The 15,463-nt window shown below is 67.6% G+C and carries 13 protein-coding genes; 8 read left to right on the top strand and 5 right to left on the bottom strand.

Features of this window, described 5'->3' with window-relative positions:
• Positions 1–1,410: a DNA polymerase IV gene (locus AC0KTM_RS14215; protein ID WP_472415901.1), complete on the top strand. Its 1,410-nt coding sequence runs from the start codon at positions 1–3 to the stop codon at positions 1,408–1,410.
• Here the strand turns inward: AC0KTM_RS14215 and AC0KTM_RS14210 are convergent.
• On the bottom strand, positions 1,375–2,319 hold the full coding sequence (locus AC0KTM_RS14210; protein WP_472415899.1) for an asparaginase: 945 nt from the start codon (positions 2,317–2,319) through the stop codon (positions 1,375–1,377). The two genes, AC0KTM_RS14215 and AC0KTM_RS14210, sit on opposite strands and share 36 nt — an antisense overlap.
• A 52-nt stretch (positions 2,320–2,371) precedes the next feature.
• Between AC0KTM_RS14210 and lspA the strand changes: the two genes are divergently transcribed.
• On the top strand, positions 2,372–2,986 hold the full coding sequence (gene lspA / locus AC0KTM_RS14205; RefSeq protein ID WP_472415897.1) for a signal peptidase II: 615 nt from the start codon (positions 2,372–2,374) through the stop codon (positions 2,984–2,986).
• The gene (locus tag AC0KTM_RS14200; RefSeq protein WP_225327590.1) at positions 2,979–3,905 is read left to right on the top strand and encodes an RluA family pseudouridine synthase; all 927 of its coding nucleotides are present in this window, start codon (positions 2,979–2,981) and stop codon (positions 3,903–3,905) included. Before lspA ends, AC0KTM_RS14200 begins: the two co-directional genes overlap by 8 nt.
• Before the next feature lie 54 nt (positions 3,906–3,959).
• Here the strand turns inward: AC0KTM_RS14200 and AC0KTM_RS14195 are convergent, their stop codons facing one another.
• Together AC0KTM_RS14195 and AC0KTM_RS14190 are read right to left on the bottom strand one after the other, a co-directional pair.
• On the bottom strand, positions 3,960–4,718 hold the full coding sequence (locus AC0KTM_RS14195) for a class I SAM-dependent methyltransferase (protein WP_238956199.1): 759 nt from the start codon (positions 4,716–4,718) through the stop codon (positions 3,960–3,962).
• Between the two features lie 45 nt (positions 4,719–4,763).
• Positions 4,764–5,171 carry a group I truncated hemoglobin gene (locus AC0KTM_RS14190; protein WP_225327592.1) on the bottom strand — a complete coding sequence of 136 codons (408 nt, stop codon included), beginning with the start codon at positions 5,169–5,171 and terminating at the stop codon, positions 4,764–4,766.
• 221 nt (positions 5,172–5,392) lie between these two features.
• Here AC0KTM_RS14190 and AC0KTM_RS14185 point away from each other — a divergent pair, with 221 nt between their 5' ends.
• From AC0KTM_RS14185 to dnaE, 4 genes are all read left to right on the top strand, one after another.
• Positions 5,393–6,433, top strand: coding sequence for an SDR family NAD(P)-dependent oxidoreductase (locus AC0KTM_RS14185; protein ID WP_225327593.1), 1,041 nt, complete (start codon positions 5,393–5,395; stop codon positions 6,431–6,433).
• A 3-nt stretch (positions 6,434–6,436) separates the two neighbouring features.
• Positions 6,437–7,240, top strand: a complete 804-nt coding sequence (locus AC0KTM_RS14180) for an SDR family NAD(P)-dependent oxidoreductase (protein WP_472415894.1) — start codon at positions 6,437–6,439, stop codon at positions 7,238–7,240.
• Positions 7,241–7,322: 82 nt separating this feature from the next.
• Positions 7,323–7,754, top strand: coding sequence for a type II toxin-antitoxin system Rv0910 family toxin (locus tag AC0KTM_RS14175; protein ID WP_225327595.1), 432 nt, complete (start codon positions 7,323–7,325; stop codon positions 7,752–7,754).
• Between the two features lie 121 nt (positions 7,755–7,875).
• On the top strand, positions 7,876–11,409 hold the full coding sequence (gene dnaE, locus AC0KTM_RS14170) for a DNA polymerase III subunit alpha (protein WP_238956196.1): 3,534 nt from the start codon (positions 7,876–7,878) through the stop codon (positions 11,407–11,409).
• A gap of 99 nt (positions 11,410–11,508) precedes the next feature.
• Here dnaE and AC0KTM_RS14165 read toward each other — a convergent pair whose 3' ends face one another.
• A complete protein-coding gene (locus tag AC0KTM_RS14165; protein ID WP_238956195.1) occupies positions 11,509–12,045 on the bottom strand; it encodes a MarR family winged helix-turn-helix transcriptional regulator in 537 nt (178 codons plus the stop codon).
• An 85-nt stretch (positions 12,046–12,130) separates the two neighbouring features.
• On the opposite strand from AC0KTM_RS14165, the gene AC0KTM_RS14160 reads away from it, so the two are divergent.
• Positions 12,131–13,261: a spirocyclase AveC family protein gene (locus tag AC0KTM_RS14160; protein WP_238956194.1), complete on the top strand. Its 1,131-nt coding sequence runs from the start codon at positions 12,131–12,133 to the stop codon at positions 13,259–13,261.
• A 161-nt stretch (positions 13,262–13,422) separates the two neighbouring features.
• On the opposite strand, the gene AC0KTM_RS14155 is transcribed toward AC0KTM_RS14160, so the two are convergent.
• Positions 13,423–15,066 (bottom strand): GMC family oxidoreductase, encoded by a 1,644-nt coding sequence (locus AC0KTM_RS14155; RefSeq protein WP_238956193.1) that lies wholly within the window; start codon positions 15,064–15,066, stop codon positions 13,423–13,425.
• Positions 15,067–15,463: the final 397 nt, after the last annotated feature.

The following is a 15,463-nucleotide window of genomic DNA, read 5'->3' as shown; positions in this document are numbered from 1 at the left end:
ATGGGGTCGCGTTGGGTCTTGCACCTGGACATGGACGCGTTCTTCGCTTCCGTCGAGCAGCTCACCCGGCCGACCCTGCGCGGTCGGCCGGTCCTGGTCGGCGGTTTGGGCGGGCGCGGCGTCGTGGCCGGCGCCAGCTACGAGGCCCGCGTGTTCGGCGCCCGGTCGGCCATGCCCATGCATCAGGCCCGCCGGCTGGTCGGCGCCAGCGCGGTGGTGTTGCCGCCGCGCGGCGTGGTGTACGGGGTGGCCAGCCGGCGGGTCTTCGACACCATTCGCGCCGTGGTGCCCGTCGTCGAGCAACTCTCCTTCGACGAGGGATTCGGCGAACCCGCGCAGCTGGCCGGGGCGTCCGCCGAGGACGTCGAGGCGTTCTGCGAGGACCTGCGCCGACGGGTTCGTGACCAGACCGGGCTGATCGCCTCGGTCGGCGCGGGCTCGGGCAAGCAGATCGCCAAGATCGCCTCCGGCCTGGCCAAGCCCGACGGGATCCGCGTGGTCCGCCGCGACGAAGAACGGCCGCTGCTTTGCGGATTGCCGGTGCGCCGACTGTGGGGGATCGGCCCGGTCGCCGAGGAGAAATTGCACCGCCTCGGCATCGAGACCATCGGGGAGCTGGCCGCGCTGACCGACGCCGAGGCGGCCAACATCCTGGGCGCCACCATCGGACCGGCGCTGCACCGGCTGGCCCTCGGCGTCGACGACCGCCCGGTAGCCGAGCGCGCCGAAGCCAAACAGATCAGCTCCGAGTCGACCTTCGCCGTCGACCTGACCAGCCTGGAACAGCTGCGGGAGGCGATCGAACCGATCGCCGAGCACGCCCATCACCGGCTGCTGCGCGACGGCCGCGGCGCGCGCACCGTCACGGTCAAGCTGAAGAAATCCGACATGAGCACGCTGACCCGGTCCGCGACGCTGCCCTACGCCACCACCGAGGTCGCCGCGCTGGTCGGCGTGGCCCGGCGGCTGTTGCTCGATCCGCGCGAGATCGGGCCCATTCGCCTTCTCGGCGTGGGGTTTTCGGGGTTGAGCGACGTGCGCCAGGAGTCGCTGTTCCCCGATTTGGAACTGCCGCAGCCGCAACCGGATTCGTCTTCGGTCGAAACCGCGACCGAGGCGATGTTCACCAAGGGGCCCCCAACAGGAGAGGCGGACGGCTGGCGGGTGGGCGATGACGTCCTAAACCGCGAGCTTGGGCACGGGTGGGTGCAAGGCGCGGGCCACGGCGTGGTCACCGCCCGGTTCGAAACCCGCGCCTCCGGCCCGGGCCCGGCCCGGACGTTTCCCGCTGGCAGCGGCGAGCTGTCCCGCGCCAATCCGGTCGATTCGCTGGACTGGCCGGACTACGTCGGCGAGCTGCAGGCCGACGCCGTGTCAGCCCCACCGGCCGATGACGTCGGCGACGGGTAGGCCGGCGGCCAGCGCGGCGATCAGCAAAACGCGCGCCTGAGACGGCCGCAGCCTGGGCACCATCACCGCCCCGGCCGCCGCCATGTCATGCCCGGGGCCGTAGCTCGCGCCGACCCGCCCGCCGGGGACCCGGGTGGACACCGCGACGACGATCCCGTCGCCGCAGTGCCGGCGCACCGCGTCGACCACCGCGCGCCCGGCGTTACCCGAGCCCAACGCCTCGAGCACCACGCCCCGCGCCCCGGCAGCCACGCAGGCGTCGAGCGCCACCGCGTCGCCGCCGAGGTAGGCGGCGACGATGTCGACCCGCGGCGCCGAGCCGGCCCGCAGGTCGCCCACGTACGGCCGGGTCTTCGGCCCGGTGAGCGTCACGTCGCCGGCGACGGTGCCGAGGACCTGACCGGTGAACCCGCTCAGGTCCTCGGCGGCCACCTTGTACATGCCCAGCGGCTGCAGCACCCGGCCCGCAAAACACATCACCACGCCCAGGCCGCGGGCGGCGGGGCTGGCCGCCACGGCCAGGGCGTCACGCACGTTTGCCGGACCGTCCGCGTCGGGCGCGTCGGCGCTGCGCATCGCGCCGGTCAACACGACCGGCGCGTCGCCGCCGTAGGTGAGCTCGAGCCACAGGGCGCTTTCCTCCATGGTGTCGGTGCCATGCAGGACCACCACCCCGTCGGCGCCGCCGTCGACCGCGGCCGTCACCGCGTCGCGGATCCGGTCCCAATCGGCCAGCGTCAGCTCCGAGCTGTCGAGCGCCAACAGGTCGACGACGTCGACGTCGAATCCGGACGTCAGGTCGGCCGCGCCGTAGGCCGGGCGATGCACCCCGTCGGCGCCGGTGGCGGTCGATATCGTGCCCCCGGTGGCGATCACGGTGAGGCGGGCCATGGTCGAATCATTGCGCATCGCCGCCGCGGACGTCGCTCGCCCGCGCGGGGCGGTAGGGGATGATGAGAGAGTGCCTGAAGAACCAACGGGATCGACTGAGCCGGTGACCTCGGCCGACAAGCCTGAGGACGCCGCGGCGACCGACCCGCAGCGGCCGCGTGAGCCTGCTCCACGACGGCTGCGCCTGCTGCTGTCGGTCGCGGCGATCGTCCTGGCCCTCGACATCGTCACCAAGGTGCTCGCCGTCAAGCTGCTGCCTCCCGGCCAGCCGGTGCCCATCATCGGCGACACGGTGACCTGGACCCTGGTGCGCAATTCGGGCGCCGCGTTCTCGATGGCGACCGGGTACACGTGGATGCTGACCCTGATCGCGACGGGCGTGGTGGTCGGCATCTTCTGGATGGGCCGGCGGCTGGTGTCGCCCTGGTGGGCGGTGGGCCTGGGATTGATCCTCGGCGGCGCGATGGGCAACCTGGTCGACCGCTTCTTCCGGGCCCCCGGCCCGCTGCGTGGCCACGTCGTCGACTTCCTCTCGGTCGGTTGGTGGCCGGTGTTCAATGTCGCCGACCCCTCGGTGGTCGGCGGCGCCATCCTGCTCGTGGTGCTGTCGATCTTCGGCTTCGACTTCGACTCAGTCGGGCGGCGCAAGGCCGACGGGGACACCGGGGACAGCCCGGGTGAGTGACCGCTCGATGCCGGTCCCGGAGGGACTGGCGGGCATGCGCGTCGACGCCGGGCTGGCCCGCCTGCTGGGACTCTCGCGCAGCGCGGCGGCGGCCCTGGCCGAAGACGGCGGCGTCGAACTGGACGGGGTGCAGGCCGGCAAGTCCGATCGGCTGACCGGCGGCGCGTGGCTGCAGGTGCGCCTGCCCGAGCCGCCGGCGCCGTTGCAGAACACGCCGGTCGACATCGAGGGCATGACGATCCTGTATTCCGACGACGACATCGTCGCGGTCGACAAACCGGCCGCGGTGGCCGCGCACGCGTCGGTGGGCTGGAGCGGGCCCACGGTGCTCGGCGGCCTGGCCGCCGCCGGATACCGGATCACCACCTCCGGTGTGCCCGAGCGGCAGGGCATCGTGCATCGGCTCGACGTCGGCACCTCCGGGGTGATGGTGGTGGCGCTGTCCGAGCGCGCCTACACGCTGCTCAAGCGGGCGTTCAAACAGCGCACCGTCGACAAGCGCTATCACGCGCTGGTGCAGGGACATCCGGATCCGTCCAGCGGCACCATCGACGCGCCGATCGGGCGCCACCGCGGCGGTGAGTGGAAGTTCGCGGTTACCAAGGACGGCCGGCACAGCCTCACCCACTACGACACCGTCGAGGCCTTCGTCGCCGCCAGCCTGCTCGACGTGCACCTGGAAACCGGGCGCACCCACCAGATCCGGGTGCATTTCTCCGCGCTGCACCACCCGTGCTGCGGTGACCTGGTCTATGGCGCCGATCCCAAGCTCGCGAAAAGGCTTGGGCTGGAACGTCAATGGCTGCACGCGCGCTCGCTGTCGTTCGCCCACCCCGCCGACGGGCGGCGGATGGAGATCGTCAGCCCCTACCCGCCCGACCTGCAGCACGCGCTGGACGTGCTGCGCGACGAGGGCTGACTCAGTCTGATGGTCGCGACCCGCTGCGCCCGGCTTCGCCGCGCTTGCGATCGCTCAGCTGGGCTTGCGGGCCTCGACGAGCAACCGCACGGAGTCGGTGACGAACGGCCCGTCGGATTCGATGCGCTCGTGCAGGGCGGCCAGCCGGTCGCGGTAGCGCTGCACGGTGAAGTCGGGCACCGTCCAGATCACCTTGCGCAGGAAGTAGACGACGGCGCCGATGTCGAAGAACTCGGCGCGCATCCGTTCCATGCGCAGATCGACGATCTGCAGCCCGGAGGCCTCGGCCTGCGCGCGCACGGCGTCGGGGTGAAACTCGGCCCATTTCTCCGGCTGCGGCCCGATGAAGTACTCGACCAGCTCGGCCATCGAGGCGGGGCCGATGTGCTGTGCGAAGTACGTGCCGCCCGGGCGGAGCACCCGAAAGATCTCGGTCCACCAGATGGACGTCGGATGACGCGTGGTCACCAGGTCGAACGCGTCGTCGGCAAACGGCAGCGGCGGCTCATCGCGAGTCGCGACGACCACCACGCCCAGCGGATGCAGGCGTTGCGTGGCCAGGGCCGCATTGGGAGGCCACGTCTCGATGGCCGCCATGGTGGGCGGGAAGGGGGCGGCGCCGGCCAGCACCTCCCCGCCGCCGGTGTGAATGTCCAGCGCGGCCGATACGGTCGCGAGTCGTTGGCTCAGCAGGCGCTGGTAGCCCCACGACGGGCGTTCCTCGGTCGCCCGGCCGTCCAGCCACGAGAAATCCCAGCCGTCGACCGGGGCGGCCTCCGCCTCCGCGATCAGGTCGTCAAATGTGCGCCGCATGTCAGCATGCTAGGCACCGTTCGCGCCGTATGGCAGGTCCGCGGCTCAGACCGTCGCCTTGGCGTCGCCCGTGGCGATCTCGGGCGCCAACGGCGCGATCGCACCGAGGATCTCGGTCACCGTCTCGGGCGGCACCCCGGCGGCGGCCAGCGCATCGGCCAAATGCCCGGCCACCAAACCGAAGTGGTGCATGCTGATGCCGCGGCCCTGATGCACCTGCTTCATCGGTGCCCCGGTGTAGGGCTCCGGGCCGCCCAACGCGGCGGCGAAGAACTCGACCTGTTTGCCCTTGAGGCGGTTCATGTTCGTGCCGGTGAAGAACCCGCACAGTTCGTCATCGCCAAGCACCCGGACGTAGAAGTCGTCGACCACGACCTCGATCGCCTCGTGCCCGCCGATCCGCTCATAGATGGTGACCGGTCCGGCCTTGCGGAAGCGCGCCAGCATTTTCATGAATCCGATTGGAGCATCCCGGCGTTGCCCGCCGGTTAGTGCGCGATCACGCCCGGATTGCTTTGTGTAACAAGCGGATTGCCCACCGATGACGTTGGTCGTGGGTAAACGGTGAGAGGGCGCTGCGCGTCACATGACCGCAATCCGCATCGTGGCGGGGGGCTGATGACCTAGGTTGGCGGTATGACGCACGTCACATCACTGTCCGGGAGCGAACGCCGATGAACCTTGGCGACTTGACGAACTTGGTGGAGAACTCGCTGGGGAGCCTGGTGGAAAAGCCGCTGGCGACGGTGTCTCACCTCGTCAACACCCCGAACTCGGCAGGCCGGTATCGGCCGTTCTATCTGAGGAACCTGCTCGACGCGGTGCAGGGCCGCACGCTCAAGGAAGCCGTCCGCGACAAGACCATCCTGATCACCGGGGGATCGTCGGGCATCGGTGAGGCCGCCGCGAAGAAGATCGCCGAGGCCGGGGGGACCGTGGCGCTGGTCGCCCGCACCCGGGAAAACCTCGAGAAGGTCGCCGACGACATCAGCGGCGCCGGCGGGACCGCCCACGTCTACCCCTGCGACCTGACCGACATGGATGCCATCGCAGCGATGGCCGATCAGGTGCTCGACGAGCTCGGCGGCGTCGACATTTTGATCAACAATGCGGGGCGGTCGATTCGCCGTTCGCTGGAGCTGTCCTACGACCGCATTCACGACTATCAGCGGACCATGCAGCTGAACTACCTCGGCGCGGTCCAGCTGATCCTCAAGTTCATCCCCGGGATGCGCGAGCGGGGGTATGGGCACATCGTCAACGTCTCCTCGGTGGGTGTGCAGACGCGGGCTCCCCGCTTCGGGGCCTACATCGCCAGCAAGGCCGCGCTGGACAGCCTGTGCGACTCGCTGCAGGCCGAGACCGTGAACGACGACGTCAAGTTCACCACCGTGCACATGGCGCTGGTGCGCACGCCGATGATCAGCCCGACCACGCTGTATGACAAGTTCCCGGCGCTGACGCCCGAGCAGGCGGCCGGCGTGATCGCCGACGCGATCGTGCACCGGCCCCGCCGGGCCAGCTCACCGTTCGGCCAGTTCGCCGCCGTCGCCGATGCCGTCAACCCGGCGGTGATGGACCGGGTGCGCAACCGGGCGTTCGCCATGTTCGGCGACTCCAGCGCCGCCAAGGGCGACGAATCGACCACCGACACAACGGAATTCGACCGACGAAGCGAGACGTTTGTGCGGGCGACCCGAGGGATACATTGGTGAGACATGAGCCTTCCGAAACCTGATATCGATACCACCGTCGTCATCACCGGCGCCTCCTCGGGCATCGGCGCCGAACTGGCCCGCGGCCTGGCCCGCCGCGGCTTCCCGCTGCTGCTGGTGGCGCGGCGCCGCGAGCGCCTCGACGAGCTGGCCAACGAGGTCGGCCAGGAATATTCCGTGGCCGTCGAGGTGCTGCCGCTGGATCTCGGCGACGGCGAGGGCCGCGCGAAGTTGGCGGAACGGCTGCGCGGCGAGCCGATCGCCGGGCTGTGCAACAGCGCCGGCTTCGGCACCAGCGGGGTCTTCCACGAGTTGCCGGTGGAACGCGAGAGCGAAGAGGTCACCCTCAACGCGCTGGCGTTGATGGAACTCACCCACGCGGCCTTGCCCGGCATGGTCGAGCGCGGCGCCGGCGCGGTGATGAACATCGCGTCGATCGCGGGCTTTCAGCCGGTTCCCTACATGGCCGTCTATTCGGCCACCAAGGCCTTCGTGCAGACGTTCTCCGAAGCCATCCACGAGGAGCTGCACGGCACCGGGGTGTCGGTCACCTGCCTGTGCCCGGGCCCGGTGCCCACCGAATGGGCGGAGATCGCCAACGCCGAGCGGTTCAGCATTCCGCTCGCGCAGGTCTCGCCGCGCGACGTGGCCGAGGCGGCGATCGACGGCATGGTCTCCGGCAGGCGCACGGTGGTGCCCGGCGTGGTTCCCAAGGTGGTCAGCACGGGCGGCCGGTTCGTGCCGCGCAGCCTGCTGCTGCCGGGCATCCGGATCGGCAACCGATTCCGCGGCGGTCCCAAGCACTGAGCGGGTCGCCGGGTCGGGGCCCGTCTCGGCATCAACGAGCGAGACCGCAGTGACGGATGAGGCCGGGCGCTAGGCTCATTCGGTGGCTGCCGTGGAGATGACCGCCGACGTACCGATGAGCCCCCAGCAGATGTGGGACCAGGTGTCCGACCTGTCGGACCTGGGCGACTGGCTGGTCATGCACGAGGGCTGGCGCAGCGAGCTGCCCGACGAGCTGGGCGAAGGCACCCAAGTCGTCGGCGTCGCCCGCGCCAAGGGCTTCCGCAACCGGGTGACCTGGACGGTGACCAAGTGGGACCCGCCGCACGAGGTCGCGATGTCGGGCTCCGGCAAAGGCGGCGCCAAATACGCCGTCTCGCTCACCGTGCGCCCCACCGGCGAGGGATCGACGCTGGGCCTGCGCCTGGAGCTGGGCGGTCGCCCGCTGTTCGGTCCGGTGGGCGCGGCGGCGGCACGCGCCGTCAAAGGCGACGTGCAGAAGTCGTTAAAAAACTTCGTCGAGTTGTACGGATAAACCCTGTGGCGATCGCCAGCGCGGCGCAGCCGGGCGCGGCGGGTCGCCACCGAAATCATCCGTGACACACGCGGCGACACGCCCAACTCGTGTCGGTCGGCGGTCATAGACTGGCGTCCCTATGAACCACTCGTCCTTCGTGCACCTGCATAACCACACCGAGTATTCGATGTTGGACGGTGCCGCGAAGATCACGCCGATGCTCGCCGAGGTGGACCGGCTGCAAATGCCCGCGGTCGGGATGACCGACCACGGAAACATGTTCGGCGCCAGCGAGTTCTACAACGCCGCCGCCAAAGCGGGGATCAAGCCGATCATCGGCGTCGAGGCCTACATCGCGCCGGCGTCGCGCTTCGACACCCGGCGGATCCTGTGGGGTGACCCCGGCCAGAAGTCCGACGACGTGTCGGGCAGCGGCTCGTACACGCACCTGACCATGGTGGCCGAGAACGCCACCGGCCTGCGCAACCTGTTCAAGCTGACCTCGCTGGCGTCGTTCGAGGGCCAGCTCGGCAAGTGGTCGCGAATGGACGCCGAGATCATCGCCGAGCACGCCGAGGGCATCATCGCCACCACCGGCTGCCCCTCGGGGGAGGTGCAGACCCGACTTCGCCTGGGCCATGACCGCGAGGCGCTGGAGTCGGCCGCCAAGTGGCGCGAGATCTTCGGCGCCGACAACTACTTCCTCGAGCTGATGGACCACGGGCTGTCCATCGAGCAGCGGGTCCGCGAAGGGCTGCTCGAGATCGGCCGCAAGCTGGGCATCCCGCCGCTGGCCACCAACGACTGCCACTACGTCACCCGCGACGCCGCCCACAACCACGAGGCGCTGTTGTGCGTGCAGACCGGCAAGACCCTCTCGGACCCCAACCGATTCAAGTTCGACGGCGACGGCTACTACCTGAAGTCGGCCGCCGAGATGCGCCGGATCTGGGACGACGAGGTCCCCGGCGCCTGCGACTCCACCCTGCTCATCGCCGAGCGGGTGCAGCCCTACGACGAGGTCTGGGCGCCGCGCGACCGGATGCCGATCTTCCCGGTGCCCGAGGGGCACGACCAGGCGAGCTGGCTGCACCACGAGGTGATGGCCGGGCTGGCGCGCCGCTTCCCGTCCGGCGTCGGCCAGGACTACATCGACCGGGCCGAGTACGAGATCAAGGTCATCTGCGACAAGGGTTTCCCGTCGTACTTCCTGATCGTCGCCGACCTGATCAACTACGCCCGGTCTGTCGACATCCGGGTGGGGCCGGGGCGTGGTTCGGCGGCCGGCTCGCTGGTGGCCTACGCGCTGGGCATCACCAACATCGACCCCATTCCGCACGGCCTGCTGTTCGAGCGGTTCCTCAACCCGGAACGTCCGTCGGCGCCCGACATCGACATCGACTTCGACGACCGTCGTCGCGGCGAAATGGTGCGCTACGCCGCCGACAAGTGGGGCTCCGACCGCGTCGCGCAGGTCATCACCTTCGGCACCATCAAAACCAAAGCGGCCCTGAAGGACTCGGCGCGAATCCATTACGGCCAGCCCGGCTTCGCCATCGCCGACCGGATCACCAAGGCGCTGCCGCCGCCGATCATGGCGAAGGACATTCCGCTGTCGGGGATCACCGATCCCGCCCACGAGCGGTACAAGGAGGCCGCCGAGGTCCGCGGCCTGATCGAAACCGACCCCGACGTCCGCACCATCTACCAGACCGCCCGCGGCCTGGAAGGCCTGATCCGCAACGCCGGGGTGCACGCGTGCGCGGTGATCATGAGCAGCGAGCCGCTGACCGAGGCCATCCCGCTGTGGAAGCGCCCGCAGGACGGGGCCATCATCACCGGCTGGGACTACCCGTCGTGTGAGGCCATCGGCCTGCTGAAGATGGACTTCCTGGGCCTGCGCAACCTGACGATCATCGGCGACGCCCTGGATAACATCAAGGCCAACAGGGGAATTGACCTCGACCTGGAATCCGTGCCGCTCGACGACAAACCCACCTACGAGCTGCTGGGCCGCGGCGACACCCTGGGCGTGTTCCAGCTCGACGGCGGGCCGATGCGCGACCTGCTGCGCCGCATGCAGCCCACCGAGTTCAACGACATCGTCGCGGTGCTGGCGCTGTACCGCCCCGGGCCGATGGGCATGAACGCCCACAACGACTACGCCGACCGCAAGAACGGTCGCCAGCCGATCAAGCCGATCCACCCGGAGCTCGAGGAGCCGCTGCGCGAAATCCTCTCCGAGACTTACGGTTTGATCGTCTACCAAGAGCAGATCATGTTCATCGCCCAAAAGGTCGCCTCCTACACCATGGGCAAGGCCGACGCGTTGCGCAAGGCGATGGGCAAGAAGAAGCTCGAGGTGCTCGAGGCCGAGTACAAGGGCTTCTACGAGGGCATGACCGCCAACGGATTCTCCGAAAAAGCGGTGAAGGCGTTGTGGGACACCATCCTTCCCTTCGCCGGGTATGCGTTCAACAAATCGCACGCGGCCGGCTACGGCCTGGTCTCGTATTGGACCGCCTACCTGAAGGCCAACTATCCGGCCGAGTACATGGCCGGGCTGTTGACCTCGGTGGGCGACGACAAGGACAAGGCCGCCGTCTACCTGGCCGACTGCCGCAAGCTGGGCATCACGGTATTGCCGCCCGACGTCAACGAGTCGCTGGTGAACTTCGCCTCGGTTGGAACGGACATCCGCTTCGGGCTGGGCGCGGTGCGCAATGTCGGCGCCAACGTGGTGGGTTCGCTGATCGGCACCCGCAACGGCAAGGGCAAGTTCACCGACTTCTCGGACTACCTGAACAAGATCGACATCGCGGCCTGCAACAAGAAGGTCACCGAGTCGCTGATCAAGGCCGGCGCCTTCGACTCGCTCGGCCACGCCCGCAAGGGCCTGTTCCTGGTGCACACCGACGCGGTCGATTCGGTGCTGGGCACCAAGAAGGCCGAGGCGATCGGCCAATTCGACCTGTTCGGCGGCGACGACGGGTGCACCGAAGCGGTGTTCACCATCAAGGTGCCCGACGACGAGTGGGAGGACAAGCACAAGCTCGCGCTGGAGCGGGAGATGCTGGGCCTCTACGTGTCCGGGCATCCGCTCAACGGGGTGGCGCACCTGCTGGCCGCCCAGGTCGACACCCAGATCCCGGCCATCCTCGACGGCGACGTGCCCAACGAGACCCAGGTGCGGGTGGGCGGCATCCTCGCGTCGGTCAACCGGCGGGTCAACAAGAACGGGATGCCCTGGGCGTCAGCGCAATTGGAGGACCTCACCGGTGGCATCGAGGTGATGTTCTTCCCGCACGCGTACTCGAGCTACGGCGCCGACATCGCCGACGACACCGTCGTGCTGATCAACGCCAAGGTGGCCATCCGCGACGACCGCATCAGCCTGATCGCCAACGAGCTTGTGGTGCCGGACTTTTCCACCGCCCAGGTGAACCGGCCGATCGCCGTCAGCCTGCCCACCCGGCAGTGCACCATCGACAAGGTCAGCGCGCTCAAGCAGGTGCTGGCGCGGCACCCGGGCACCTCGCAGGTACACCTGCGGCTGATCAGCGGGGACCGGATCACCACGCTGGAACTCGATGCGTCGCTTCGGGTGACGCCGTCGCCGGCGTTGATGGGGGACCTCAAGGAGCTACTCGGCCCGGGCTGCCTAGGGGGCTAGCGGGTCGCGGTTCAGCGCCCCGCTCCGCCGCGAAGGTGCTCATATGTACGCGGTTTACGGCGTGTCGGTGTACAAACACGCGCGCTCGCGGGCTGACGGTTACGCGTCGTCGGTCTTCCGCAGCGGATTTGGAACTGGCGACTCCGAAACACCGCTGAGCTTGCGCAGCGTAACGATGCAGGCTTGGAGCTCTCTGAGAGTCACGCTGGCCGCCTTGGCCCGGAAGAACTCATGCAGCTGGCGCAACGACTCCTTTTGCAGGCGCATACCGCGCGGCGTCACCCGGATGCGGGTGACCCGCTTGTCGACATTCGATGCCGTCCGTCGCAACAGATCCGCGGCGGCGAGCTTGTCGATGTCCGCGGTGATGGTACTCGGCAGCACGTTGAGATATTCGCTCAGCGAGCTGGGGCGATCGAGCCCGGCGTGGACCAGAAAGATGATGCCCAGGGCGCGTTCAGAGATTCCATACTCATCGGCCACCGGCATGGTGAGGGTCGCAATCATACGTTGGACGTCCATCACCGCTCCAAGAAAGTCGACGATGTCGGCGTCGTCGGCAGGCCTAATGGCGTCGGTCACGACGCCATACGCTACCGCCTCGCCGTCTGACAGCGGCTCAAGATAATATTTCATTATATGAATAATCTGGGTTAATCTTCACCCGAGGCGATGTTCGCCTCACGCGTCACGAGGTCGCACGGATACGGCGAGGAGTGCAATGAAGCCATCAGTTCCTGTCGAGGAGCCCGCGACCGCCAGCCGGACCAAGCGCCCCCGTGCCGCTTCGTCCTGGCAGGTCCTACTCGGTTGGGTGATCGTGGCCGCGCTGGCGGTCGTCATTCTGGTGACCGCAGACAAGCACGGACCGGTGTCGACCGACAACGCGAATCCGGACGGCGTGGGCAAGCCGCCGCCGGTACAGCCACTGTTACACCCCTTCGACTGGCTTGCGTGCGGACAGATATTGGGCGCTCTGCTCGCCGCTGGCACAATCGTCGCGTCGGTTCTCGTCTGGAGGCGTCATCCCGGACACCCGGTCATACTTATGACCCTCGCTACCAGCACCCTGTTTTGGTGGGACCCGATCAACAACTGGGCAATCGGCCTGGTCTACAACCCAAATCTTTGGCACTTTCCCCGAAATTGGCCGTGGCTCAACATCTCTCCGATCATCGAACCGCTGACATCGTTCATTTACGCGCCCTATGTCCTCCTTCCCTACTTCCTGGCCATGCCCATCCTGCGGGCCATGCAACGCCGCAGCGATCCGGGAGCCCTCGTCTGGCGCCATCCGCTGATCTCAATAGCCGTGCTGACGTTCGTCATCGGCGCCATCTGGGACGCTGCTCAAGAGATCCTCCTGACCCAAGCCCAGTTCCTCACATACAGCCACGTCATCGAGTTCGGCTCGATCGACGCTGGCAAGAACAGCCAGTTCCCCCTGATGATGGCTAGCGCGCTCATCACGATTGTCATGATCCCGGCATCGATTCTGCTCTATCGCGACGACACCGGAAGATCCCAGGCCGAAAAGATTGCACAGCGACTGCGCCTGCATGCGAGCCGCCCCACGTTGGCTACCTTTCTGGTGATGGCGATCGTCGTGAATATTGCGATGATCACATTCAGCTCAACGTTTTGGTTGGTCCGTGCGACTGGCGCAGCGTCCACTGTCGCCTGCCCGTGGCCGTACCCACAGGCGAAGACCTGGGATCCGCGCGGCTACTACCAATCTCAAGGAGCCCCAGGGCCATTCACCGCCGGGAAGGCCAGTTCGTGGCAGATTGCGCAACCGGAAGGTCGACCAAGAGACATCGTGGTGCAGTCCGACCGCTGCAATTCCAAGTGAGCCCCGTGGCGCGAGGCCGGGAAACGGCGAAGGGGCTTTGCGGCAAGGGGTTTCGATTCTGGCGGGGATTCGGACGTGTTGGCGAACTCACCGCATGAGCACTGACGAATGCGTTCTACCCCCTGGGCGGTCCGCGACCGGCGCCCATCAACCGACGAGTATCAAGCGCCGATGATCAGTTCGGCGGCCCGTTCTCCGATCATCATCGCCGCGGCATTCGTATTCCCTCCGACGATGCTCGGCATGATCGATGCGTCGGCCACGCGTAGTCCCGCCACGCCCCGTACCCGTAGCGCGGGATCGACAACCGCGCGTTCGTCGGTGCCCATCCGGCACGTCCCGACCGGGTGATACACACCCGAAGCGTTTCGTCGCACGAATTCCGCGAGGTCGGCCCCATTCTGGCCGGAACCGGGCAACACCTCACGACCGACCTCGCGTGCGATCACCTTGTGTGCCAACGTCTCCCGAACCAGCTCCATACCGGCCACCAGGGTCGCCAGATCTCGGGGTTCGGCCAGGTAGTTGGGATCGATGAGGGGAGCGGTGAACGGATCTGTCGAGGCCAGGCGCACGGTTCCCCGGCTCTCCGGATAGATCATCGTCGGCATGAGCGTTAACGCCGGTGACGAATCGGCGGCCAAGTGCAGACCCGGCCTGTCCTGATTCTCGGGATAGCCCATCGGTAGGATGAACATCTGCAAGTCCGGGACGTCGGTGCCCCGCACTCCGCTGCCGACGAAGCCCACGGCCTCAAACAGGGTATGCGCCAGATACGTTGAGCGTGGACGCACGCATTCGCGGACCGCCGCTCCGGCGAAACTCAGTGGCGAGGAACTTCGCCCGCCGGATGCCCGGTAGCACATCGGCACGAACAGATGATCGTGCAGGTTGTCACCGACCGGCAGGTCGGCTATCACGGTGATTCCATGCTCACGCAAGTGGGCTGCAGGGCCGACGCCGGAGAGCATCAGCAGTCGCGGCGAACCAAAAGATCCGGCACTGACGATCACCTCGCTGCCCGCGTGCGCAGGAGCTGTCGGTCGCCGGTTGCGGCCCGTGACTAACTCCACTCCCACCGCCCGACCGTTTTCCACTATCACCCGGGTCGCGGTTGCGCCGGTGAGCACCCGCAGATTCGGCGGAGCGTCCCATAGGTATCCACGATCGGTGCCCACTCTTCGGCCGGCGCCCGCGCTCTGCTGAAGCGGCGCCACTCCGGCCTGCTGCGCACCGTTGTAGTCGTCGTTCATCCCGACGCCGGCGGTCGCCGCCAGCGCGACCATGTAGCTTTTGGTGACACTCGCCAGGCCGGTGGCCCGTTCCACCGCAATCGGGCCGTATCCGCCGCGCAGATCGCTGGGACCGTCCTCGAAACTCTCCATTCGCCGGAAGGAGGGCAGCACTTCGGAGAACCCCCAGCCCTTTGCCCCGTCCGCCGCCCAGTCGTCGTAGTTCTGCCGGTTTCCGCGTACAAACGCCATCCCGTTGATCACGCTGTCGCCGCCGAGTATCCGGCCGTGAGACTGGGGAAGCTTGCGGCCCTTCATATGTCGTTGCGGGACGCTATACGCCGGCCAGGTGACCAACCGCTGCAAGGCCGTAGCCGCGTGAATGGCCCCACACATGCCCGGGACCGTGACCAGCGGGCCGCGCCGCTGGCGTCCCGACTCGATCAGGGTGACCTCGGCGCCGGTGTCGGCGAGGCGCCGGGCGACGATCGCCCCTGCGCTACCGGACCCCACGACGACATAGTCGGCTGGCTCCGGCGCGGCGAGATCCTTCGTCGCCCGTGCTCGCTTCATTCAACACCTCCGTTGACACACACAGATTAACTTCATAATATGAAGTATCTGTTGACGCTAACACAGTCGACCCACGGATAGGCGCAATCATGTGGTCACGCTCAGACCTAACACCACTGTCGCCCTCGATCCGCCCACGCACAGGTCGCGGGAGCACGATTCCTCCTGTTGGCCGCGGAGGGCGAATCAATACTGTGTTTCGTCGATGGCATAACGAAATTTGGTCTGCTACAGATGTTTTCGAGACCACCCTAGGGGTGCGATCGAACTGAGATTACTGAAAGGCCAATAACTGATCTGAGGCGTCAGGTGTGAAACGCTCGATGGCCTGCGATCGGTATTCGTGCTTGATCGGGGCCCAACCGCAGACGGCCGATGGCGGCCAGGCCTGTCGCGC

The organism is Mycobacterium sp. NTMscope_Eco_3 (assembly GCF_976985685.1).
This window is presented reverse-complemented; position numbering and strand designations above follow the sequence as displayed.